This window comes from Kitasatospora gansuensis, from assembly GCF_014203705.1.
Classification (GTDB): Bacteria; Actinomycetota; Actinomycetes; order Streptomycetales; family Streptomycetaceae; genus Kitasatospora; species Kitasatospora gansuensis.
In genome coordinates, this window is the sequence record NZ_JACHJR010000001.1 from 678,705 (window position 1) to 700,148 (window position 21,444).

At 72.0% G+C, this 21,444-nt stretch carries 16 protein-coding genes and 1 pseudogene; 7 read left to right on the top strand and 10 right to left on the bottom strand.

Annotated features, from left to right (window positions below):
* Window positions 1–26 precede the first annotated feature (26 nt).
* Both F4556_RS03160 and F4556_RS03165 read left to right on the top strand, forming a co-directional pair.
* A complete protein-coding gene (locus F4556_RS03160; RefSeq protein ID WP_184911437.1) occupies window positions 27–1,337 on the top strand; it encodes an aldehyde dehydrogenase family protein in 1,311 nt (436 codons plus the stop codon).
* A gap of 24 nt (window positions 1,338–1,361) precedes the next feature.
* Window positions 1,362–2,295 (top strand): annotated as a pseudogene (locus F4556_RS03165) (UDP-N-acetylglucosamine--N-acetylmuramyl-(pentapeptide) pyrophosphoryl-undecaprenol N-acetylglucosamine transferase).
* A gap of 75 nt (window positions 2,296–2,370) precedes the next feature.
* Here F4556_RS03165 and F4556_RS03170 read toward each other — a convergent pair.
* The gene (locus F4556_RS03170; RefSeq protein WP_184911438.1) at window positions 2,371–2,991 is read right to left on the bottom strand and encodes a DUF4328 domain-containing protein; all 621 of its coding nucleotides are present in this window, start codon (window positions 2,989–2,991) and stop codon (window positions 2,371–2,373) included.
* A 228-nt stretch (window positions 2,992–3,219) separates the two neighbouring features.
* Here F4556_RS03170 and F4556_RS03175 point away from each other — a divergent pair, with 228 nt between their 5' ends.
* Window positions 3,220–3,795, top strand: coding sequence for an AMIN-like domain-containing (lipo)protein (locus F4556_RS03175; protein WP_184911440.1), 576 nt, complete (start codon window positions 3,220–3,222; stop codon window positions 3,793–3,795).
* A gap of 19 nt (window positions 3,796–3,814) precedes the next feature.
* Here the strand turns inward: F4556_RS03175 and F4556_RS03180 are convergent, their stop codons facing one another.
* Complete coding sequence (locus F4556_RS03180) at window positions 3,815–4,552, bottom strand: SDR family NAD(P)-dependent oxidoreductase (protein WP_184911441.1); 738 nt, start codon at window positions 4,550–4,552, stop codon at window positions 3,815–3,817.
* A 103-nt stretch (window positions 4,553–4,655) separates the two neighbouring features.
* On the opposite strand from F4556_RS03180, the gene F4556_RS03185 reads away from it, so the two are divergent.
* The gene (locus F4556_RS03185) at window positions 4,656–5,552 is read left to right on the top strand and encodes a LysR family transcriptional regulator (RefSeq protein ID WP_184911443.1); all 897 of its coding nucleotides are present in this window, start codon (window positions 4,656–4,658) and stop codon (window positions 5,550–5,552) included.
* Between the two features lie 45 nt (window positions 5,553–5,597).
* Here F4556_RS03185 and F4556_RS03190 read toward each other — a convergent pair whose 3' ends face one another.
* The 7 genes from F4556_RS03190 to F4556_RS03220 all read right to left on the bottom strand — a co-directional run bounded on the left by F4556_RS03190 (window position 5,598) and on the right by F4556_RS03220 (window position 15,743).
* Window positions 5,598–8,576: an acyltransferase family protein gene (locus F4556_RS03190; RefSeq protein ID WP_184911444.1), complete on the bottom strand. Its 2,979-nt coding sequence runs from the start codon at window positions 8,574–8,576 to the stop codon at window positions 5,598–5,600.
* A gap of 15 nt (window positions 8,577–8,591) precedes the next feature.
* Window positions 8,592–10,268 carry a glycosyltransferase family 2 protein gene (locus F4556_RS03195; RefSeq protein ID WP_184911445.1) on the bottom strand — a complete coding sequence of 559 codons (1,677 nt, stop codon included), beginning with the start codon at window positions 10,266–10,268 and terminating at the stop codon, window positions 8,592–8,594.
* A gap of 343 nt (window positions 10,269–10,611) precedes the next feature.
* Window positions 10,612–11,745 carry an FAD-dependent monooxygenase gene (locus F4556_RS03200; RefSeq protein WP_184911447.1) on the bottom strand — a complete coding sequence of 378 codons (1,134 nt, stop codon included), beginning with the start codon at window positions 11,743–11,745 and terminating at the stop codon, window positions 10,612–10,614.
* 57 nt (window positions 11,746–11,802) lie between these two features.
* Entirely contained in the window at window positions 11,803–12,369 is a 567-nt protein-coding gene (locus tag F4556_RS03205; protein ID WP_184911448.1) for a GTP-binding protein, read from the bottom strand.
* A gap of 88 nt (window positions 12,370–12,457) precedes the next feature.
* Window positions 12,458–12,886: a DUF742 domain-containing protein gene (locus F4556_RS03210; protein WP_376775649.1), complete on the bottom strand. Its 429-nt coding sequence runs from the start codon at window positions 12,884–12,886 to the stop codon at window positions 12,458–12,460.
* Entirely contained in the window at window positions 12,883–13,320 is a 438-nt protein-coding gene (locus F4556_RS03215; protein ID WP_184911449.1) for a roadblock/LC7 domain-containing protein, read from the bottom strand. The genes F4556_RS03210 and F4556_RS03215 overlap by 4 nt, the downstream gene beginning before the upstream one ends.
* On the bottom strand, window positions 13,317–15,743 hold the full coding sequence (locus tag F4556_RS03220) for a nitrate- and nitrite sensing domain-containing protein (RefSeq protein WP_246510958.1): 2,427 nt from the start codon (window positions 15,741–15,743) through the stop codon (window positions 13,317–13,319). The genes F4556_RS03215 and F4556_RS03220 overlap by 4 nt, the downstream gene beginning before the upstream one ends.
* An 800-nt stretch (window positions 15,744–16,543) precedes the next feature.
* On the opposite strand from F4556_RS03220, the gene F4556_RS03225 reads away from it, so the two are divergent.
* The 3 genes from F4556_RS03225 (at window position 16,544) to F4556_RS03235 (ending at window position 19,977) form a co-directional block, all read left to right on the top strand.
* Entirely contained in the window at window positions 16,544–17,941 is a 1,398-nt protein-coding gene (locus tag F4556_RS03225; protein WP_184911451.1) for a family 2B encapsulin nanocompartment shell protein, read from the top strand.
* Window positions 17,938–19,047 carry a family 2 encapsulin nanocompartment cargo protein terpene cyclase gene (locus F4556_RS03230; RefSeq protein WP_512699289.1) on the top strand — a complete coding sequence of 370 codons (1,110 nt, stop codon included), beginning with the start codon at window positions 17,938–17,940 and terminating at the stop codon, window positions 19,045–19,047. The genes F4556_RS03225 and F4556_RS03230 overlap by 4 nt, the downstream gene beginning before the upstream one ends.
* Window positions 19,048–19,110: 63 nt before the next feature.
* Window positions 19,111–19,977, top strand: a complete 867-nt coding sequence (locus F4556_RS03235; protein ID WP_184911452.1) for a geranyl diphosphate 2-C-methyltransferase — start codon at window positions 19,111–19,113, stop codon at window positions 19,975–19,977.
* Between the two features lie 56 nt (window positions 19,978–20,033).
* Here the strand turns inward: F4556_RS03235 and F4556_RS37525 are convergent, their stop codons facing one another.
* Window positions 20,034–21,443 (bottom strand): glycoside hydrolase 5 family protein, encoded by a 1,410-nt coding sequence (locus F4556_RS37525; RefSeq protein WP_221503517.1) that lies wholly within the window; start codon window positions 21,441–21,443, stop codon window positions 20,034–20,036.
* Between the last annotated feature and the right edge of the window lies 1 nt (window position 21,444).

The following is a 21,444-nucleotide window of genomic DNA, read 5'->3' on the forward strand; positions in this document are numbered from 1 at the left end:
CCCGACTCCCCCGGAGCACGATCACCATGACCACACCTTCCGCCGCCACCGTGGTGGCCGGTCTGCGCGCCACCTTCGCCACCGGCCGGACCAGGCCCCTCGACTGGCGGCTCAACCAGCTCGCCGCGCTGCGCGCGCTGCTCACCGAGCAGAGCGAGGCGTTCCAGCAGGCCCTGCACACCGACCTGGGCAAGGGCCCGACCGAGGCGTACCGCACCGAGATCGGCTTCACGGTGCGCGAACTCGACCACACCGTCGAGCACCTGAAGCAGTGGCTGGAGCCGAAGGCCGCCGCCGTGCCCGCCGTCTTCCAGCCGGCCGAGGCCCGGGTGGTGCGGGAGCCGCTCGGCGTGGTGCTGGTGATCGCGCCCTGGAACTACCCGCTGCAACTGGCACTCGCCCCGCTGGTCGGGGCCCTCGCGGCCGGCAACACCGTGCTGGTGAAGCCGAGCGAGCTGGCACCCGCCACCTCCGCCACGATGGCCCGGCTGCTGCCGCAGTACCTCGACCCGGAGGCCGTCGCGGTGGTCGAGGGCGCGGTGCCGGAGACCACCGCCCTGCTTGAGCAGCGCTTCGACCACATCTTCTACACCGGCAACGGCGCGGTCGGCCGGATCGTGATGGCCGCCGCCGCCAAGCACCTCACCCCGGTCACCCTGGAGCTCGGCGGCAAGAGCCCGGTCATCGTCGACACCGACGCCGACCTGGCCGTCACCGCCCAACGCCTGGTCCGGGGCAAGTTCCTGAACGCCGGTCAGACCTGCGTCGCCCCGGACTACGTGCTCGCGGTCGGCGACACCGCAGCCGAACTGACGGCCGAGCTGGCAACGGCGGTGCAGGAGATCTACGGTGACGATCCGTCAGCCGACCCGGAGTACGGACGGATCGTCAACACCCGGCACTTCGACCGCCTGACCGCACTGCTCGCCGACGGCCGCACCGTCACCGGCGGCACCCACGACCGGGACGCCCGCTACCTGGCGCCGACCGTGCTGGCCGACGTCTCCCCCGAGGCGCCGGTGATGCGGGCCGAGATCTTCGGCCCGATCCTGCCCGTACTCCCGGTCCCCGACCTGGACGCGGCGATCGCCTTCGTCAACGAGCGCGACAAGCCGCTGGCGCTGTACGCCTTCACCGAGTCCGACCTGACCAAGCAGCGGCTGGCCGAGGAAACCTCCTCCGGCGCCCTGGTGTTCGGCCTGCCGGTCTCCCACCTGGCCGTGCCCGAGCTCCCGTTCGGCGGAGTCGGCGAGAGCGGCATGGGGCGCTACCACGGCGAGTACTCGATCGACACCTTCAGCCACACCAAGGCCGTACTCGACAAGCCCTTGCACTGAGGGCAACCGTTCAACGGCTCGTCCCTGGTGAAGGATCGAACGGGCGGTCACACCTACCCGGCACTGACCGCGATCCGGACCCTGCAGGCGCGGCTCGCCGCCGCCGGCCGGTCGCTGGACGTGCTCTGGGTCGGGACGGCCGACGGCCTGGAGGCGAGGGTGGCGCCGGCCGAAGGGATCCCGTTCGTCTCGGTGGCCACGGGCAAGGTGCGGCGGTCCGCCAACCCCCTGAAGATGATCTCCGCGGCGAACGTGAAGGACATGGGCCGGGTGCCGCTCGGTGCGGCTCAGGCCCGGTCGATCATCGCGGACTTCCGGCCGGACGTGGTGCTGGCGACCGGCGGGTACGTCGCGGTGCCGGTCGGGCTGGCGGCGAAGGTGTGCGGGCGCCCGTTGGTGGTGCACGAGCAGACGGTCCGGCTCGACCTGGCCAACCGGGTGCTGGCCATCGGTGCAGATCAACACGGTGGTGCGGGACATCCTGCCGTGGCTGCTGACCGGTGCCAACGTCATCCACCAGTGCGGCCCGAACAATGTGGCCGACCTGGCCGGCGTCACCGCTGCCCTGCCGCCACAGCTGGCCGCTCGTTATCTGGTGACCGGGTATCTCGGGCCTGAGCTGCCCGACGTCCTGGCGCTCGCCGACGTGGTGATCTCGCGCAGCGGCGCGGGCACGCTGGCCGAGCTGACCGCGCTCGGCAAGGCCGCGGTCTTCATCCCGCTGGCGAGCTCGGCAGGCAACGAGCAGGCACACAACGCCCGCCACCTCCAGGAGGCCGGTGCCGCCGCCGCACTGCTCGGGGACGTCACGCCGCAGGCGCTGCAGGCAGCCCTGGCTCCCTTGTTGGCCGACCCGGTCCGCCGGGCGGAAATGGCGGCACAAGCCCGTACCCAGGGACGACCTGACGCGGCGGAGCGGCTGATCGACGTGCTGCTGTCCGTCGCCGAGCGACGGTAGGCGGTTGACGACGACACGGGCCGCTCGAACAGAAACGGCCCGGGGCGGGTGCCTCGGGCCGTTGCGTAGGGGCTGTCAGCGGGACGAAGTCTGCGTGAGCGGCAGGGTTTCCAGATCGGCACGCGCCTTCACAGCTTGACGGGTCGTCACCTGCTGGATCATCAGGACCGCCAGAGCCGCAGCGACAACGCCGACTACATCTTCATAGAGCGAATAGCCGTATGAGCCTGTCCCGAGCTGAGCGGCAACCGCACCACCGATCGTCTTGGCGAGCCAGGCCACCCACCAGGCGTTGATCAACCACGCCCCGCCAACGGGCGAGTTCGCGCGCCAGATGTCCAGTGCGATCCGGCGCGGAATCCACCACATCGCCCCGGGGATGAACCATGCACCGACGGAAAGTCCCGCCGAATACCTATGTGTTCCGGGTGCAAAGAGCTCGGCATTGAGCCGACAGCGCCGGAACCAGCAGAGGAACACGATGATGGTGGCGATGAACAACGGCATGGAAATCGGTACGAACTGCGTGAAGAAATGTGACCGGGTGCCGCCGGCAACCGCCACGGCGAGCTGCCCGGCGGTCTGGACAACGATCAGCGCCTGCGCGGCCAAGGCCAGGCGCCTGGGATCGGCTACCGGCCCGCCATGGGCCAGGGCGCGCGGACGCGGCTCGTCACTACCGGCTTCAGCGTTCACTACAGGCCCCTGCCAAACACACCTGCGGTGCTGGTCACGCGCAGAGTCGCCTGAAGAATAGGGGCACGTGTTCGAACTGTCCACGCGCCAACCTGCCGGACGGCACCGCCCGCCTGGCCACCGAGCCCCGTTGAGCGCGCGTCCCGTGACGGCGGGCGGAGTCCGAGGGCAACCAAGCCCGCACCTCGCTCGTCCTCCCCTGTGAGGGACAAGCCGAGGAGGCAGGTCATGAGACGCCTGATCGCACTTCCCATGGTGGCCGTACTGCTGGGCGGCGGGGTGGCCGCGGCCGCTCCCGCCGCACCGGCCGTCACCACCGCCGCCGTTTCGTGTCCGACCGGCTGGGGCAGTCTGCCCGAGGACCGGACGGCGCCCGACGCCCGCTCGCTGGTGAACGTCCGGACGGGCGCCCACCCCTGCTTCGACCGGATCGTCCTGGACGTTCCGGGCAGTTCGGCCGGCCACCCGGTCGGGTACCACGTCCGCTACGTCGACACGCTGTACCAGGACGGCTCCGGACAGCCGATACCGGTGCGCGGCGGAGCGCTGATCGAGATCGTCGCCCAGGCGCCGTCCTACGACGTCACCACCGGCACCGCGACCTACCCCGGCCGGGCCGGGCAGCCGCTGCCCGGGGTGGACCTGACGGGCTACCGCACCTTCGTGGAGGCGAAGTTCGCCTCCAGCTTCGAGGGGCAGACCCAGCTCGGGCTGGGGGTCCGGGCCCGGCTGCCGTTCCGGGTGTTCCAGCTGGACGGCCGGCTGGTCGTCGACGTGGCGCACAGCTGGACCGCCACCGCCTGAGCCGCAGCGTGACCGGCCGTCAGCTGCGGCCGGTCACATAGCCGCCGTCCACCCGCAGCACGTGCCCGGTGACGAAGCCCGCCGTCGCGAGGTAGCGCACCGCCTCGGCGATCTCCGAGACCTCGCCGACCCGGTTCAGCAGCGCCAGGCCGCCGTAGGCGTCCACCTCGCTGCCCTCGTGCAGCGGCGTCCGGACGATGCCCGGGGCCACCAGGTTGACCCGGATGCCGTCGGCGGCCAGTTCGGCGGCCAGACCGACCGTCAGGGCGTGCACACCGGCCTTGCTGACGATCGGGGCCGTGCACGGGAAACCGGCGATCGCGTGCTCCACCAGTACGGTGCCGATGTTGACGATGCTGCCGCCACCGCCCTGCCGGCGCAGCTGCCGGACCACCGCCTGGGTGGTCAGATAGGTGCCCTTGAGGTTGCCCGCGAGGAAACCGTCCAGCTCCTCCTCGGTGACCTCGGTGAACGGCTTCGCCGCGAACGTGCCCGCGTTGTTGACCAGCACGTCCACCCGGCCGAACCGCTCCACCGCCGTACGCACCAGGGCCTCGCCGGTCGCCGCGTCGCCGATGCCGCCGCTGACGGTGGCCACCCGCTCCCCCGCGCCGAGCTGCGCGGCCGCCTTGGCCAGCCGCTCCGGGTCGCGTCCGTTGAGCACCACGTTGGCGCCCTCCGCCAGGAAGGCGCGGGCGATGTCGAGGCCGATGCCGCTGGACGAGCCGGTAACGATGATCGTACTGGTTTCAGACATGGTTGATCCTTCGTCAGGTTTTCGCTGGGGTGATACGAGAACCGTACGAACACCTGAGCCATAACTCCACGACCGATTCCCAAGTCAGTCATAATCCCTTGTTATGGACGTCGATCTGCGTGACCTCGAACTCCTCGACACCGTGGCCGCCACCGGCACCCTGACCGCCGCCGCCGAGCTGCTGTTCGTCAGCCAACCCGCGCTGAGCCAGCGGCTGACCAGGCTGGAGGGTCGGCTGGGCACCCAGCTGTTCGACCGTCAGGGGCGCGGGCTGGTGCCGAACGCGGCCGGTCAGCGGATGCTGCTGGCGGCCCGTCAGGTGCGGGCCGAGATCGACTCCGCCACCCGGGACCTGCGGGAGATGCGGGACGGCCGGGACCGCCGGGTACGGCTGGCGGTGCAGTGCAGCACCACCTTCCAGTGGCTGCCGCCGGTGATCCAGGGCTTCCGCGCGCGGTGCCCCGGTGCCGAGGTGCGGATCGAGTCGCTGCCCGCCGACACCCTGATCACCGCGCTGCTGGAGGACCGCCTCGACGTCGCGCTGATCACCAAGCCCGACCCGCAGATGGACCGGCTCCAGCTGACCGCGCTGTTCGACGACGAGATGGTCGCGGTGGTCCCGGCCGACCACCCCTGGGCCGCCCTCCCGCACCTGACGGCCCGGGACTTCGACGACGCGCACCTGGTGCTCTACGACCTCTACGACCCGAACCGGGTGCCCAGTACCCCGCTCCCGATTCCGCACGGTGCCAGGCCCGCCCGGATCACCACCATGCCGGTCATCACCGACCTCCTGATCGAGATGGTGGCCGGCGGTCAGGGCGCCACCGTCCTGCCCCGCTGGGTGGCCTCGCCGTACGTCGGCTCGCACGGCCTGGCGCTGATCCGGGTCGGCGTCGAGCCGACCATCCGCACCTGGTACTGCGCCACCCGCCCCGGCGTCCGGCCCGCCCTGGTCGAGGCCCTGGCCGCCGAGCTGACCCGGCAGTTGCTCCGCTAGCACGGCCGGCGGCGACCACCACAGCAGTGATCGCCGCCAACCGTCCTACCGGGTCGCGCCCTTCGTCGACACCGCCACGTACTGCACCCGCATCGGGTGCCCCGGCTCGGTGGCCGGGGTGACCGCTCCGCCGAGGGCGGTCGGGAGGTTACCGCCGACCGCCACGTTCAGGATCAGGAACAGGCCGTGGTGCACCGCCTTGTCCCAGGTCGCGGGGTCCATCTGAGCGGCCGTCACCCGGTGGTACTCGCGGCCGTCCAGGTACCAGCGCACCTGCTCCGCACCGGCGGTGAAGTCGACCTCGACCGCGTAGGTGTGGAAGGACTTCCGGCAGTCGGTGCACGGCTTGTCCCCCGAACCCAGGCCCTTCGGCTCCTGGCAGGGGCCCCCGTCCAGGGTGCCGCAGTGCATCGTGCCGAACACCGAGTCCCGGCCGTTGACGTGCTCCATCACGTCCAGCTCGCCGATCGCGGGCCAGCCCGTGTAGCCGTCCCGCAGCCCGGCCCCGAGGGTCCAGAAGGCGGGCCAGTACCCGGCCGCGGCCGGGCCCGTGACGTCCGGCAGCGCGATCGAGGCCTCGATCCGCATCACCCCGCCGGGCGGCGGGGTCAGGTCGGAGCGCCTGGACTCGATCCGGCCCGAGCTCCACCGGCCGTTCTCCCGGGTGGGCACGATCTCCAGTGCGCCCTGACCGTCGAGCCGGACGTTGGCGGCGGAGTCGGTCATCGTCTCGATCTCACCCGTACCCCACTGCGGGGCCGGGCAGCCGGGGTAGCAAGTCCCCAGGTCGTACTGCCAGTTGGCGGCCGACGGGCGACTGCCGGCCGGGCCTTCGAAATCGTCCCGGAGCAGCTGGGTCCAGCCGTCGGCCCCGGGGGTGCCACGGGCGGGCAGTGCGCCGGACTCGGTCAGCAGCCGCTCCAGCCGGGCCGTGAGCACGATCGCCGCGACATTGGTCAGGTGCGCGTCGTCCCGGTAGAGCAGGATCCGCTCCAGTACGGCCGGGCAACTGCGGTCCCCGCCGGGGCAGATAACCGAGTTGACCTCCACCGACCGCAGGTCCGGCAGCCGGCCGGCCGCGATCGCCTGCGCCAGCGGGTCGGGCCACTGCGCCTGGTCGCGGCCGAAGGCGCAGGCCGCCGGGTCCTCGGTGTGACCGGAGACGCAGGCCGGGATGTCCATGCCGGGGACCGGGGTGTCCTGGAGGTAGACGATCGGCACGCCCAGCGCGCGCAGCGGCTTGAGCGTCTTCTCCCAGGCGGCCAGCAGGAGTTGCCGGTCGTCGGTGTAGCGGTTGAGCGAGGAGACCACGATCAGCCGGGGCTTGGGCCCCTGCTGCAGCCGGGTCAGGGCGGCCGCCCGCCAGCTGTCGCACTCCCGGTAGGTCCGGCCCAACTGCGGGTTGATGACCGTGAGTTCCGGCAGCGGGCAGCCCTGCTTGACCAACTCCTCCAGCGCCCACTGCCGTTCGGCCGCGATCGCGAGCAGCGGGGAGAACCACTGACCGGCGTGCGAGTCGCCGAGCAGCACGATCCGGTCCGGGCTGGTGGTGGCGCCGAACAGGCAGGCCGGGCTGGTGACGGCGGTCGGGGCCACCTCGCACTCGCCGTCCGGCGGGAAGTCCTTGCGCGCCTGGGCCGCGTCCGGGACCACCGGACCGCCCTTCAGTGCTGCGCCGGTCTTCGCCAGCAGTGAGGTCCCGTCGGCCGCGCCGGGCGGCAGGCCGAGGGTGTCCACCGGTGCGGCGGGGCCGAGCAGCCGGAGCGTCCCGGTGCCGACCACCAGGGCCAGCACCACCGGGACGACCATCGCCGCGAGGCCCAACGAGAGCCCGCGCCTGGGTAGTTCGGAGAGGATGTGACTGCGCCGGAGCGGCTGCTCGACCCAGTGCAGCGCCGCCATCGCGGGCAGCGCGGCGGCGGCCGTCAGGGCCACCTTCACCGGCCAGTCGAGCGCCCCGAACCTGGCCTCGACCAGCACCAGCACCGGCCAGTGCCAGAGGTAGAGGTTGTAGGAGAGCCGCCCGATCGCCCGGGGCCCCCGGGCCGACAGCAGCCGGTCCACCCCGTACCGGGTGGCGGGCACCGGGGTGACGCCGCTCCGGTCGGGGGTGCCCGCCAGGATCACGGCGGCGGTGGCCAGGGTCGGCACCAGCGCCGCGTACCCGGGGTAGGGGGTGGTCGCGTCGTAGGCCACGGCGGTCCAGCCGATCGCCAGGAGTCCGGCCCAGCCGCAGACCACCCGGAGCGGACGCGGGCCGGGCAGCTTGTGCCAGGGCAGCAGCGCGAGCAGCGCCCCGATCCCGAACTGCCAGATCCGGGACGGCGTCCCGAGGTAGGCGAGCGAGACCGAGCTGTGCGTCCAGTACAGCGAGAGGCCGAAGGAGCCGACCGTCACCACCCCGGCCAGCAGCGCCACCGTCGAGCGCACCGCCCGGCCGCGCCGGGCCGCCCGGGCGGCGAAGAAGACGATCGCGGCCAGCAGCGGGGCCCAGCCGAGGTAGAACTGCTCCTCCACCGCGAGCGACCAGAAGTGCAGCAGTGGGCTGTGCTCCCGCCCGGCCGCCAGGTAGTCGGTCTGCTGGGCGACGAAGCGCCAGTTGCCGACCGACAGGGCGGCGGCCAGCACGTCGTACTCGAGGTCGGTGCGCCGCAGCGGGACGGTCAGCCAGGCGCCCGCCAGGGCGACCGTGCCGAGCACCAGCGCGGCCGAGGGCAGCAGTCGGCGGGCCCGGCGGGAGAAGAACTCCCCCAGCCGGATCCGGCCGGTGGTGATCGCCTCGCGGACCAGCAGACTGGTGATCAGGTAGCCGGAGATGACGAAGAAGACGTCCACGCCGACGAATCCGCCGGCCAGGCCGGGGACGGAGGCGTGGAAGGCGAGCACCGCGAGCACGGCCACGGCGCGCAGGCCCTCGATGTCGGGGCGGAACCCCTTGGGCGTCCGCTTCGAGGGAGCGGGCGCGGACGGACCGGGAATGGTGTAGGTCTCCGGACGCAGGTCCGGAACCACGGTCGAGGACATCGGTGTGACGACCTTTCAGCCCAGCCAGGGCAGCATCGGGCTGACCCAGCCGGAGGCGAGCAGAGCGGTGAGCACGAGGACGGCGGTGGCGGCCAGCGCCTCCGGCCAGCGGCGCGGCAGCATGCCGTTGGCGGCCCGCGCGGCGGCCCGCGCCTCGGCCCGAGCGGGATCGGCGGGGCGCAGTTCGCCGATCAGGTCCCGGATCAGCGGGATGCCGATCTGGCACTGCACGGCGAGGTAGAGCCCGAGGCCCCAGTTCGGGGCGACTCCGTTGCGGGCGACGGCCAGGGCCAGACCGACCCCGGCCGCGCCGACCGAGGCGCAGAGCCAGACCAGCGAGACCACGACCACCTGGCGGGCCAGCCCGCCCGGCTTCGCCCGGCCGGCGCCGGTGGGCACCCAGGCCGCGCTGCGGCCGCGCAGGGTGTGCCAGAAGGCGGCTCCCGCGGCCACGCTCATCAGCACGTTGGAGCGGATCACCTCGACCCGCCAGCGGGTCCGGCTGATCCGGGGCAGCAGGACGTGCCAGAGCCAGAGCGGCGCGAGCAGCGGCAGCACGTGCCAGGGCCGGATCTGGTCCGGGTACCAGAACATCATCACCAGCGGCGGCAGCGGTGCCGCGAAGATGTTCACCGCCGTGGCCAGGTAGCCGACGATGCCCTCGTAGAAGCACAGCCGCATCCGCCAGGGCGCCCGGATCCGCTTGAGCTCGGGCGTGCTGAGCAGGTGCAGGTTGCCCATCGCCCAGCGGTACTGCTGGTTGACGAAGGAGGCCAGGTTGTCCGGCGAGGTGCCCTTGGCGACCAGCACCGGGACGTACAGGGTGCGGAACCCCTGGGCGTACAGGGCGAGTCCGGTGAACAGGTCCTCGCTGTGCTCCAGCTTGGCGAAGCCGTCGGCCGCGTCGATCGCGGTCCGCCGGTAGACGGCGTTGCTGCCGCAGCAGATGGCGGCGTCACTGGCGTCCCGGGACGGCTGGATCCAGCGGAAGAACCACTCCTGGGCCGAACCGGCGGCGCGCTGGATCCAGCCCATCGTCTCGTCGGTGTCGAAGCACTGCGGGCTCTGCACGATGCCGATCCTGGCGTCGGCGAAGTACGGCACCAGGTGGCGCAGGAAGTCCGGCCGGGGCGCGAAGTCGGCGTCCAGGATGGCGATGTACTCCGCCGAGCTCAGGGTGAGCGCGTGGTTCAGGTTGCCGGCCTTCTTGAGGTGGCCACGGTTAGGCCGGACCACGTACTCGTAGCCGAACTCGGCTGCCAGGCCCGCCACTTCGGTCCGGTCGCCGTCGTCCAGCACCCAGACGGTCAGCGCGCCCGGCCAGTCGATCGCGGCGACCGCGCGGTAGGCGTTCTCCAGTACGTCCAGCGGCTCGCCGCAGGTCGGCAAGTACAGGTCCACGGTGGGCAGTTCGGCCGGGTGCCAGGCGTTCACCAGCACCTCGTGGGACTGCCTGGTCAGCCGGCGCTGGCGCAGGCTGTTGACCGAGGAGAGCGCGAGCGCGACCAGGTTGAGGCCGAGCACCGCCAGGAAGGCCCAGAGGGCCGGGGTGCGCAGCGAGAAAGTGAGCATGGTCGCCGCGGTGAACACGAAGGCCAGCGAGGTGCAGATCAGCACCCAGCGGCGTTGCGGCCCGAAATACCAGTAGAGCTCCTGATCGGAAGGAGGTTGAGGAAGGTGATGCACAGTCATGAGGCCCCCACAGCCGCGTCTCTGACAGCAGACTGGGGTCACAGTAGCGCAATTGGTATAGACCATTGGACCATGACCAAGGGGTGGATGGTCCGCCCGGCCGGAGTGCCCACGGCCGGTGATCATTCGAGCGGCTCGCCGGTCCATGGCGGATATCAGCAGGTCATCGCCGGATTAACAGTCCGCCAACTTCCGCCCGGACGGCCTCCCGGGCCCGTCCGGCCACCACCGCCGTTCGCATGCCGTGCATCTCACGACGGCAGACGTTCATCCAACCGCCGCCGGACGAAACACGACGGCCCGCCCACCCGGGCGGGTGAGCGGGCCGAGAGGTGACGGCTGATCAGTAGGGCTGGACCAGGACGTGCGCCGCGCCGGGGATGCCGACCTTCAGCAGCTCGTCCTCCTCGGGGGTGGTCGGGGTGCCGGTCTCCTGCTTGAGCACCGCTCGCGAGATGTTCTGCACCCACATCGCGCGCGGGCGGCGGCGGGCCTCCCAGGCGGCGAGCGCGGCCGGGACGTCCTCGGCCGCGTCCAGGGACTGCGCCAGCACCAACGCGTCCTCGACCGCCATCGCCGCGCCCTGGGCGATGTGCGGGGTGGAGGCGTGCGCCGCGTCACCGGCGAGCACCACCCGGCCCACGGACCAGGGCTCCTCGACCGTCACCTGGGAGATCCGCGAGTAGACCACCGCGGCCGGGTCGGTGACCCGGGTGAGCGCCTCGGCGACCGGCCCGCCGAAGGCGGCGAGCCGCTCGGCCAGCTGCTGGTGCGCCCGCTCCGGGTCCGGCCGGAAGTCCTCGGACTCGGCGAACACCGCGCCCAGGTACATCAGTTCCTCGGTGATCGGGGTGAGCAGCGCCTTCGCGGTCCGGTCACCGGTGCTCATCACCACGCCCCGCACCTCGCTCTGCCGGGGCACGGTGACCCGCCAGTTGGCGAAGCCGGTGTACTCGGGCGCGTAACGCTCGCCGTACAGCCGCTGCCGCAGCGGGGAGCCGATGCCGTCGAAGCCGACCACCAGGTCCCAGCGGGCGGTGCTGCCGTCGGACAGCGTGACCTCCACGCCCTCTCCGTCGTCGGCCAGTTCGGTGATGGTGGTGCCGAAGCCGATCTCGGCCCCGGCCGCGACGGCGGCCGCGCCGAGCACCGCGGCCAGGGCGGGGCGCGGGATGCCGTTGCAGGCCGGGGCGTCGGCCATCCGGGGCTGCGGGATCTTGGCCAGGGTGTTGCCGACCGGGTCGTTGATGGTCAGGGTGTCCCACTCGAAGCCCGCCGCCAGGCAGTCGTCGAGGACACCGAGCTCGCGCATCACGTGCAGCGCGTTGGAGGGCTGGATGATCCCGACGCCGAGGGCGTCCAGCTCGCCGCGCAGCTCGGCGACGCGGACCAGGTGGCCACGCTGGGCGAGCGCGGTGGCCAGGGTGAGGCCGCCGATGCCGCCGCCGTGGATCAGGACGCGCAGGGGTGTTGCCATGTCAGGTCTCTCCGGGGGAGGTCGGGCAGCCCGGCGGGTGCCGGGCCTGAGGGGCGGTCAGCCGACGAGGGCGGGGGCCATCAAGTGGTCGACCAGGGCCAGCAGCGCGTCCCGGCCGAAGGCCCGCTCGCGGACGTCACCGATCAGCAGCGGGATCCCCGGGTCGAGGTCGAGGGCGGCCCTGATCTCCTGCGCGGTGCGGGTGTTCCGGCCGTGGAAGCAGTTGATCGCGACCACGAACGGGATGCCCCGGCTCTCGAAGAAGTCGATCGAGGCGAAGCTGCTCTCCAGCCGCCGGGTGTCGGCGATCACCACACCGCCGAGCGCCCCGTTGACCAGGTCGTTCCACATGAACCAGAACCGCTCCTGGCCCGGCGTGCCGAACAGGTAGACCACCAGCTCGGGGCTGATCGTGATCCGGCCGAAGTCCAGGGCCACCGTGGTGGTGTCCTTCTGCCCGACGCCCGAGAGGTCGTCCACCCCCTCCCCGGCCCGGGTCAGGTACTCCTCGGTCCGCAGCGGGGCGACCTCGCTGACCGCGCCGACCATGGTGGTCTTGCCCACGCCGAAGCCGCCCGCGATCAGGATCTTCACGGCGGCCTGGGCCACCTGGCTGTCTGTCATCTCACTCACAGGGTGTCGCGACGGGCCGCGCGGCGGGGGCCGGCGGCCGGTCGGTGGGGCGGGAAGTGAAAGGGGGTCAGAACCACGATCAGAGCCGCCGCAGGCCCTCGCGTACGGCGGTGAGCAGTCCGAGGTCCGCCCGGCCGCCGACCGCGACCGCGAGCGGCGCCCGCGCGAGCAGCAACCCCTGGGCGACCAGGTCGGCGACCAGGATCTTCGCCAGCGAGACCGGCAGCCGCAGTTCGGCGGCCACCTCGGCCAGCGCCGCGGAACGCCGGCAGCGCTCCAGCACCACCCGGTGCTCGGGCTGCAGCCCGCGCGCCGACGGCCGGGCCGGGGCGCCGAACTCCTCGCCCGGCTCCCGGACCGTGGTCAGCACCGTGATCAGGCTGAAGTCGTCCCGCTCCGGGGCCGTCCGGCCCCGGGTCACGGTGTACGGACGCACCATCGAGTCGGCCGCGTCCTCCTCGGCCTCCTCGGCCACCGGCTCCCGGTACCACTGCGGTGGCCGGGTCACCCCCGACCACCACCACGGGCCCCGAAGGCGTCGAAGTCGCCGCGTTGCGGCGTGCTGAGCTTCTGGCCGACCTGCTGCACCAGCTTGTGCATGGCCAGCGACATCACCTCGGCGTCGACGTCCTGAGAGGCCGTCACCGCCAGGTGGGTGCCCTGGCCGGCGGTGATGACGAACAGCCACAACTCGGCCAGTTCGACGATGACCTGGTGCACCGGGCCGCCGTCGAAGAGCTGGCCGACACCGCGGGCCAGGCTCTGCTGCCCGGTGGCGATGGCGGCCAGGCGCTCCGCGTCCGCGCGCTCGACGGTCCGCGAGTGGCTGACCACCAGGCCGTCGTCGGAGAGCAGGACGGCGTTTCTGGTCCCGGACACCGAGTCCACGAGGCCGTCGAGCAGCCAGTCGAGATCCTGGTGGGTGGCGGTGGTGCGCGTCATGACCGGTCTTCCGTCGTAGGGATGGGCAGATCCTGCCCGGGGAGTTCCTGCCCGGGGGGATCGAGCGGCGCCGCCGGGTTCTCCCGGGCGGCCCTGGACCGGCGCTGGAACGCTCCGATCGCCGCTCCGGCCCGTCGGGGGGCCGGTCGGAGCAGCGGGTTCTCGTCCCAACGGGGCGGCTTCGGGCGGCTGTTCGGCTCCTCCGGCGCGAGCCGCAGCTCGTCCACCAGGCTGGCCTGACGGACCCGGCGGGGCAGCGGCGGCTCGGCCTCCGGCTCACCGGAGAGCCCGGACTGCTGCTGGTACGGCAGCCCGCTGTAGCCGTGCTCGACCGGCGGGAACGGGTCGGCGGCCGGGAACGGGTCCGCGGCGGGGAACGGCACGGCCGGCGGGAACGGGTCCGGCTGCGGGAACGGGTCGCCGTACAGCTCGGCCCGGTACGGCCCGTCCTGCCTCGACTCCGGCCCGCCGTACGGCAGTTCGGCCACCGGCCGGTACGCCTCACGGCCGCCCTGCCCGCCCCGGGGCAGCTCGGGCGCGGTCGCCCTGGCCAGCGCCTCGCCCCGCGCGCGGGTCGGCAGCACCTCGGCGGACGTGGTGTCCGGCACCGGGTACACGCCGGGCGCCGCGACCAGCAGGGTGTCCGGCAGCAGCAGGATCGCCCGGGTGCCGCCGAACGCCGACTGCCGGAACTCGACCCGCAGCCCGTGCTGGGCGGCCAGCCGGGCGATCACGTGGAAGCCGAGCCGGATGTCCTCGGTCCTGGCCAGCACGTCCAGCCGCGGCGGATGGCTCATCAGCTCGTTGGCCGCGGCCAGTTGCTCCTCGTCCATGCCGAGCCCGCGGTCCTCGACCTCGATCGCCAATCCCCGGCCGACCGCGCCGGCCCGGACCTCCACCGGAGTGGGCGGCGGCGAGAAGGTCAGCGCGTTCTCGACCAGCTCGGCGACCACGTGCGCGACCGGGCCGACCGCCCGCTCGGACAGCCAGGGGCTGCCGTCCAGGTCGAGCACCACCCGGGTGTAGTCCTGCACCTCACCCTGGGCGGCGCGCAGCACGTCCAGCACCGGGACCGGCTTCCGCCAGCGCCGGTGCGGGGTGCCACCGGCCAGGATGACCAGGTTCTCCTCGTAGCGGCGCAGCCGGGCGGTCAGGTGGTCGAGGTCGAACAGGCCCTCCAGCACCTCCGGGTCCTCGTGCCGCCGCTCCAGCTCGTCCAGCTTGCGCAGCTGCTGACCGATCAGCAGCTGGGTGCGGCGGGCGATCCGCTGCAGCAGCTTCTCGAAGCCGCGGTGCTGGTCGGCCTGCCGGACGGCCGCCGCGATCGCACTGGCGCGGGCCAGGTTGAGCGCGTGGCCGAGCCGGGCCAGCTCGTCCCCGGCGCCCCGCGGCTCCTGCTCGATGGCGGCCGCCTCGGCCTGCGCGTCGATCTGCTCGCCCTGGGCCAGCCGTTCCACCACCTCGGGCAGGCTGCGCTCCAACTGCTCGGCCTGCTCCTGGAGTTCGGTGATCCGGCGGCGCATCGAGCGGGTCAGCCGCCAGGTGGTGACGATCACCGCGATGACCGCGAACAGGCCGATCACGCTCGTGAGCACCACGGTCAGCAGCAGGTGGGTGATGGAGCCGAGACCGACCTCGACCACCCCACTGGTCCGGCTCTCCATCAGGGCGACCAGCTTGGGCGTCAGCTGGTCCATCGCCTGACGCCACTTCTGCTGGTTCGGCGCCAGCGCCACGGTGCCGGCGCCGTCGGCGGCGGTGGGCTTCAGCAGGGACTGCTCGACCTCGGTCTTCGCCTGCCAGGCCGGGCTGTTGACGATCTCCTGCCACATCGCCGTCTCACCCGGCGTCAGATAGGGGACCACCTCGGTGCCGTACCGGAACGGCTGCTCGTGCAGCGCCTGCTGGACCTGCTGGTAGTCCTGGACGGAGAGCCGTCCGGCCGGCCAGCCACGGGCCAGCAGCGCGTCCGAACGGGAGATCATCTCCTTGCCCCAGAACAGGGCGACCAGCGGCTGGGAGATCGTGGTGACCTTGCCGTCGTCGACGTGGCTGAGGGCGCCGAACAGCCGCAGGTCGACCGCGATCAGATCGGTGTAGTAGCGGTAGACGGTCGCCTGCCGGTCGGCCGCGCCGCCCTCGTCCACGGCGGCCCGCTGGGAGTCGAGCTGCCCCATCGCCTGCCGGGCCTGGAGCACCGCTTCGCGCACCTCGGCGGGCGCGTCGTCGGCGGTGACGCCGGACAGCTTCTGGAAGGTGCTGATCGCCTCGTCCGTCTTGCGCCGCTGCTCGCGCAGCTGGTCCCGTACGGTGCCGGGCCGGGCGATCGACTCGGCGCTGAGCCGGCGCTCCTCCTGCAGGTTGTAGTACACGATGTTGGACGGCTGGCCGGCCTGCTGGGCCAACTGCCCCTGGGCGGCCATCCGCTGGAAGTTGACGAAGGTCTCGCCCGTGGTCGCCGCCCAGAGGGCGGCGAGCGCGAGACCGGGGACGATGGCCAGGATCAGCAGTGCGGACCGCAGCGAGAGCCGGGGGCGGCGGCCGGACCGGCCACCTCGCCGAGCGGCTGTGGGGGGCGACGGCTCGGCCGCCTCCCCCTGCTTCGTTGGGGCGATCCGCCGAGACGCACGCGCGCGCAGGGCATTCTCCTTGGAGGCGGCGGCGGTCTCGGAGGACCGACCTTGTCCGGTTCGAACGGTGACGGATGGATATTAGTCATATCGAATAACAACCACGAAACCTCGGACCGAAGTTCACGGGCCGTCACATCCCGGCCACCTCCCGTTCACCCACCCGCCGGGCCCACCCTCCCGCTCCCCCAACGGCCTTCGGGCATCGGCCGCCTCGACGCCCGCCCTCAGCCGCCGTCACGGGGAGTGGCCGCCGCGGCCCGGGCGAGCAGCCCGTCCACCCGAACCGACTTCGCCAACGTACGAAGCAGAACGGTCACATTCGGTCTCTTGTGGTCCTTTGCCCCGGCGGCCGACCCGGCTCCGTAATCATGATCCTCAGAAGCCGTCGGACGGTCTGGGGGGATCAAACTCAGTGGCTGCTACGCCGCGCATCACGCTGCCGTCCCACGGCCAGCGGCGCTGACGCACGACACGACCCGTACGAAGAAGCGGCCGGCCCCCGCCAGGGGTCGGCCGGTTCGTCCTGCGCGCCTTGGCAGTGAACTCGCGCCCCGGCAGGCCCGGCGGGCGCCATTCCTCGAGGAGTAGTCATGCCCGATCTGGAAGCACCACCCGCACCGCAGCTGAGCCTGTCCACGCGGGCCGCCAGGCAGCTGGCCACCACCACCAAGTCCGAACCGCAGATGCAGGGCATCACCTCCCGCAACCTGCTGCGGGCCATGCCCTGGGTGGACGTCACCGCCGGCACCTACCGGGTCAACCGGCGGCTCACCCTGCGGACCGGCGCCGGCCGGGTGCTCTTCGTCCAGCAGGGTGCCGACCAAGTCCGGGTCGTCCCGGCCTCGTTGGACGCACTCCCGGCCCTGCGCGACTACCCCGACCAGGACGTGCTCGGCGAGATCGCCGCCCGGTTCGAGCCCCGGCACATCCGGCCCGGTGACCTGCTCGCCGAGCAGGGGCAGCCGGTCGAGGCGGTCTTCCTGATCGCCCACGGCCGACTGGAGCGGATCGTCGCCGGGAAGTACGGCGAGGCCCAGCTGCTGGGCGTCCTCACCGACGGCGCCCACCTGGGCGACGAGGCCCACCTGAACCCCGGGGCCGCCTGGTCGGCCACCCTCCGGGCGGCCACCGACGCCACCGTCCTGGCCCTGCCCTGGGCCGCGTACCGGGAGATCCTGGACCGCACCCCCTCCCTGCAGGCGCACGCCGACGCCTTCCGGGCCCGCGCGAAGCGCGCCGTCAACCGCAAGGGCGAGGCCGAGATCGAGCTGAGCTCCGGCCACCACGGCGAGCCGCCGCTCCCCACCACCTTCGTCGACTACGAACTCGCGCCCCGCGAGTACGAGTTGTCGCTCGCTCAGACCGTGCTCCAGGTCCACACCCGGGTCGCCGACCTGTACAACGACCCGATGGACCAGCTGCAGCAGCAGCTGCGGCTGACCGTGGAGGAGCTGCGCGAGCGGCAGGAGTACGAGATCGTCAACAACCGCGAGTTCGGCCTGCTGCACAACGCCGCCTACGAGCAGCGGATCTCCACCCGCAGCGGCCCGCCCACCCCCGACGACCTCGACCAGCTGCTCGCCATGCGCCGCTCCACCCACGCCTTCTTCGCCCACCCGAAGGTGATCGCCGCGTTCTTCGCCGAGTGCAACAGCCGTGGCCTGTACCCCGATTCGGCCGAGGTCAACGGACGCCAGGTGCTGGCCTGGCGAAACGTTCCGTTCTACCCCTGCTCCAAGATCCCGGTCTCCGACACCCACACCTCCACCATCATGGCGATGCGCTTCGGCGAGAAGGAGCAGGGCGTGATCGGCCTGCGGCCGAAGGAGCTGCCCGAGGAGGTGGAGTCCGGGCTGAACGTCCGCTTCATGGGCATGAACCAACAGGCCGTCATGCGCTACCTGGTCACCGCGTACTTCTCCGCCGCCGTGCTGGTCCCCGACGCGCTCGGACTGCTCGAGAACTGCCAGATCGGGGCGGCGGCGTGATCGGGCCCACCGACCTGCAGCGCCTCCTGCGCGGCCCGAGCGGCCTGGGCACCCAGAGCCTCTACCTGACCCAACTCCCGGCGGACGCACCGGAGCCGGAGCCGGCCGCGCAGGGCCGTCCGGCGCCCGGGGACCCGGTCCCCGGCCTGTACCACCACCCGGTCGCCGAGCCCGACCCCGACCGGGTCGAGGAGGTCAGCCGGCGGATCAAGACCTGGGCCGTGGAGGAGGTCCAGCTCTTCCCGCCGGAGTGGGAGGACCAGTTCGACGGCTTCGCGCTCGGCAGCTACATGACGACCTGTCACCCCGACGCGCCCACCGTCGACCATCTGATGATCGCCACCCGCCTGATGGCCGCCGAGAACGTCCTCGACGACACCTACTGCGAGGACCACGGCGGCTCCCCCGTCGGCCTCGGCGGGCGCCTGCTGCTCGCGCACACCGCCCTCGACGAGCTGCACACCACCCCCGAGTACCGGCCCGCCTGGGCGGAATCCCTGCAGGCCGACGCCCCCCGCCGGGCCTACCACTCCGCGATGCGGTACTTCACCGAGGCCGCCACCGCGTCCCAGGCCGACCGCTACCGGCACGACATGGCCCGGCTGCACATGGGCTACCTCGCCGAGGCCGCCTGGAGCCAGACCGAGTACGTCCCGCAGGTGTGGGAGTACCTGGCGATGCGTCAGTTCAACAACTTCCGGCCCTGCCCCACGCTCACCGACACCATCGGCGGCTACGAGCTGGCCGCCGACCTGCACGCCCTGCCGGCCCTGCAGCGCGTCATCGCGCTCGCGGCCAACGCGACCACCGTGATGAACGACCTCTACTCGTACACCAAGGAACTCGACAGCCCCGGCCTGCACCTCAACCTGCCCGTGGTGCTCGCCCAGCAGGAGCAGCTCACCGACCGCGAGGCGTACCTCAAGGCCGTCCGGATCCACAACGACCTGATGCACGCCTTCGAGGCCGAATCCGCCACCCTCGCCGCCTCCTTCCCCGCCCCGACGCTGCTGCGCTACCTGCGCGGCTTCGCGGTGTGGGTCGACGGAAACCACCACTGGCACCGCACCAACACCTACCGCTACACCCTGCCCGACTTCTGGTAGCCCGACCCCCGGCAGCTCAACTTCCGGCAATCCAACTTCTGGTAGCTCAAGAGGAGAACCCCCATGACCACCACCGTTCCCAACGCCGCCATCCCCGCTCCCGCCACCAGCTACCAGGGCGACATCGCCCGCTACTGGGACCACGAGGCCCGCCCCGTCAATCTGCGCCTCGGCGACGTCGACGGCCTCTACCACCACCACTACGGCATCGGCGACGTCGACCACGCCGCCCTGGAGGCCGGCCCGGAGAGCGAGCGCGAGGAGCGGCTCGTCACCGAGCTGCACCGCCTGGAGTCCGCCCAGACCGACGTCCTGCTGGACCACCTCGGTCCGATCCGCGCCGACGACACCCTGGTCGACGCCGGCTGCGGCCGCGGCGGCTCCATGGTGATGGCTCATCAGCGCTTCAACTGCACCGTCGAGGGCGTCACCCTCTCCGCCAAGCAGGCCGACTTCGGCAACCAGCGGGCCCGCGACCTCGGCATCGACCACGCGGTCCGCTCCCGGGTCGCCAACATGCTCAACATGCCGTTCGAGACCGGCCAGGCCGCCGCTTCCTGGAACAACGAGTCCAGCATGTACGTGGACCTCGAGGACCTGTTCGCCGAGCACGCCCGGGTGCTCGCCGTCGGCGGCCGCTACGTGACCATCACCGGCTGCTGGAACCCGGTCTACGGCCAGCCGTCCAAGTGGGTCTCCCAGATCAACGCCCACTTCGAGTGCAACATCCACTCCCGCCGCGAGTACCTCCGCGCGATGGCCGACAACCGCCTGGTCCCGCAGACCATCATCGACCTCACCCCCACCACCCTGCCCTACTGGGAGCTGCGCGCCACCTCCTCCCTCGTCACCGGCATCGAGGAGGCCTTCATCAACTCCTACAAGGACGGCTCCTTCCAGTACCTCCTGATCGCGGCCGACCGGGTCTGATCAGACAGCCGTGGCCCGCTCCCCGTCATCGGGGAGCGGGCCTCCGGCGTTCAACGTCAGCGCTGAAGCGCCGAGTTGAGCGTCTGCCACAGGGGCTTGGTGCTGTAGGGCAGCATGTCCTCGGCGTAGTACCACCAGAAGCAGCCGCCGACGTAGTACGGCAGGTCGAGCTTCAGGCCGTAGTAGTAGTTCAGCATCGACTGCGCCGCCGCCTGCGTGCCGCTGGTGGCGGCGTCGGGCAGGCCGACCTCACCGAAGCCCAGCTTGGCGTTCGGGTAGAGGGTGTGCAGCTGCTGGAAGTACGAGGTCCAAGTGGCCGCGCTGGGACGGATGTTGTTGCACTGGCCCTCGTAGTAGCTGAGCGTCACGTAGTCCAGGCCGTTGCGCATGTCCTCCGGCACGTACTGCTTGGTGAACGCCAGCGGGTCGAGCTCCGACGGGCCGTTGCCGCAGCCGATGTCGTAGTAGAGGGTCAGCGCGCTGCGCTTGCCGGCCGCCTCGACCTGGCGGTAGGCGTCGGTGATCTTGGTCGAGACGTCGCCGTAGCTGCCCAGCCAGTTCCCGTTCACCTCGTTGCCGACCTCCCAGAGGTCCACCTGGTTGCCGAAGGCGTTCAGGTACTGGGCGACCCGGTCGTGGTACGCCTGGGCCGAGATGTTCTTGACGTACTCGGAGTCCAGGATCTCGCCCATCAGGTAGCTGACCGGCTGGAGCTGGTTGACCGCCGAGGTGTACGAGCTGGGGCTCTCGGTCTCGTCGAAGACGATCCGGGTGGTCGGCATGTGCGCCAGGTGCCTCGACGAGTCCACGATCGCGGCGAGGTTCGACACGTCGTCGACGGTGACGCCGTACAGCGGGTCCGGCAGCGCGCGCATACCGGCGGGGGGCGCGGTGGTGGGCGACGGGGTCGGCGTGGGCGTCGCGGTCGGCGTGGGCGTGGGCACCGGGGTGGGTGTCGCCGTGGGCGTGGGGCTCACCGTCGGGGTCGGGGTGGGGCTCGGCGTGGGGGCAGGCGTCGGCGTGGGCGCCGGGGTGGGCGTCGGGGCCGGGGCCGGGGCCGTGCCCACGGTCAGGGTGTGCGTGGGGAGGTTGTGCCAGCGGCCGTCCAGGCCCCGCCAGCGGCCGAACTCCGTGTACGTACCGGCCGGCAGGCTCCGCGCGCCGGTGGTGATCGTCACACCGCTCGGGCAGATCTGGACGTTCCGGGCCGCGTTCGGGAAGTCGAGACGCTGGCCCGCCGCGTTGCGGACGGCGACCCCGACGGTGTCCGCCGTGAAGCAGCGCGAGGAGTGCACGGTGAGCGAGGCCGTGACCGAGGGGCCGGCGACGGCCGGAGCCGGGCTGATCCGGTCCTCGACGACGCTTGGGCCGCTGGCGGAGGCCTGGGTACTGACGAGGAGGGGGATGGCGAGCAGGCCGGCTGCGGCGACCGCGCCGACCCGTACGTGGGTGGCAGAAATGCGCATG

Excerpts from the sequence above, each read along its gene's own strand:
- F4556_RS03160 (WP_184911437.1), top strand. The coding sequence starts at position 27 with ATGACCACACCTTCCGCCGCCACCGTGGTGGCCGGTCTGCGCGCCACC.
- F4556_RS03175 (WP_184911440.1), top strand. The coding sequence starts at position 3,220 with ATGAGACGCCTGATCGCACTTCCCATGGTGGCCGTACTGCTGGGCGGC.
- F4556_RS03180 (WP_184911441.1), bottom strand. The coding sequence starts at position 4,552 with ATGTCTGAAACCAGTACGATCATCGTTACCGGCTCGTCCAGCGGCATC.
- F4556_RS03185 (WP_184911443.1), top strand. The coding sequence starts at position 4,656 with ATGGACGTCGATCTGCGTGACCTCGAACTCCTCGACACCGTGGCCGCC.
- F4556_RS03190 (WP_184911444.1), bottom strand. The coding sequence starts at position 8,576 with ATGTCCTCGACCGTGGTTCCGGACCTGCGTCCGGAGACCTACACCATT.
- F4556_RS03195 (WP_184911445.1), bottom strand. The coding sequence starts at position 10,268 with ATGACTGTGCATCACCTTCCTCAACCTCCTTCCGATCAGGAGCTCTAC.
- F4556_RS03200 (WP_184911447.1), bottom strand. The coding sequence starts at position 11,745 with ATGGCAACACCCCTGCGCGTCCTGATCCACGGCGGCGGCATCGGCGGC.
- F4556_RS03205 (WP_184911448.1), bottom strand. The coding sequence starts at position 12,369 with ATGACAGACAGCCAGGTGGCCCAGGCCGCCGTGAAGATCCTGATCGCG.
- F4556_RS03215 (WP_184911449.1), bottom strand. The coding sequence starts at position 13,320 with ATGACGCGCACCACCGCCACCCACCAGGATCTCGACTGGCTGCTCGAC.
- F4556_RS03220 (WP_246510958.1), bottom strand. The coding sequence starts at position 15,743 with ATGGCCGCCCAGGGGCAGTTGGCCCAGCAGGCCGGCCAGCCGTCCAAC.
- F4556_RS03225 (WP_184911451.1), top strand. The coding sequence starts at position 16,544 with ATGCCCGATCTGGAAGCACCACCCGCACCGCAGCTGAGCCTGTCCACG.
- F4556_RS03235 (WP_184911452.1), top strand. The coding sequence starts at position 19,111 with ATGACCACCACCGTTCCCAACGCCGCCATCCCCGCTCCCGCCACCAGC.
- F4556_RS37525 (WP_221503517.1), bottom strand. The coding sequence starts at position 21,443 with ATGCGCATTTCTGCCACCCACGTACGGGTCGGCGCGGTCGCCGCAGCC.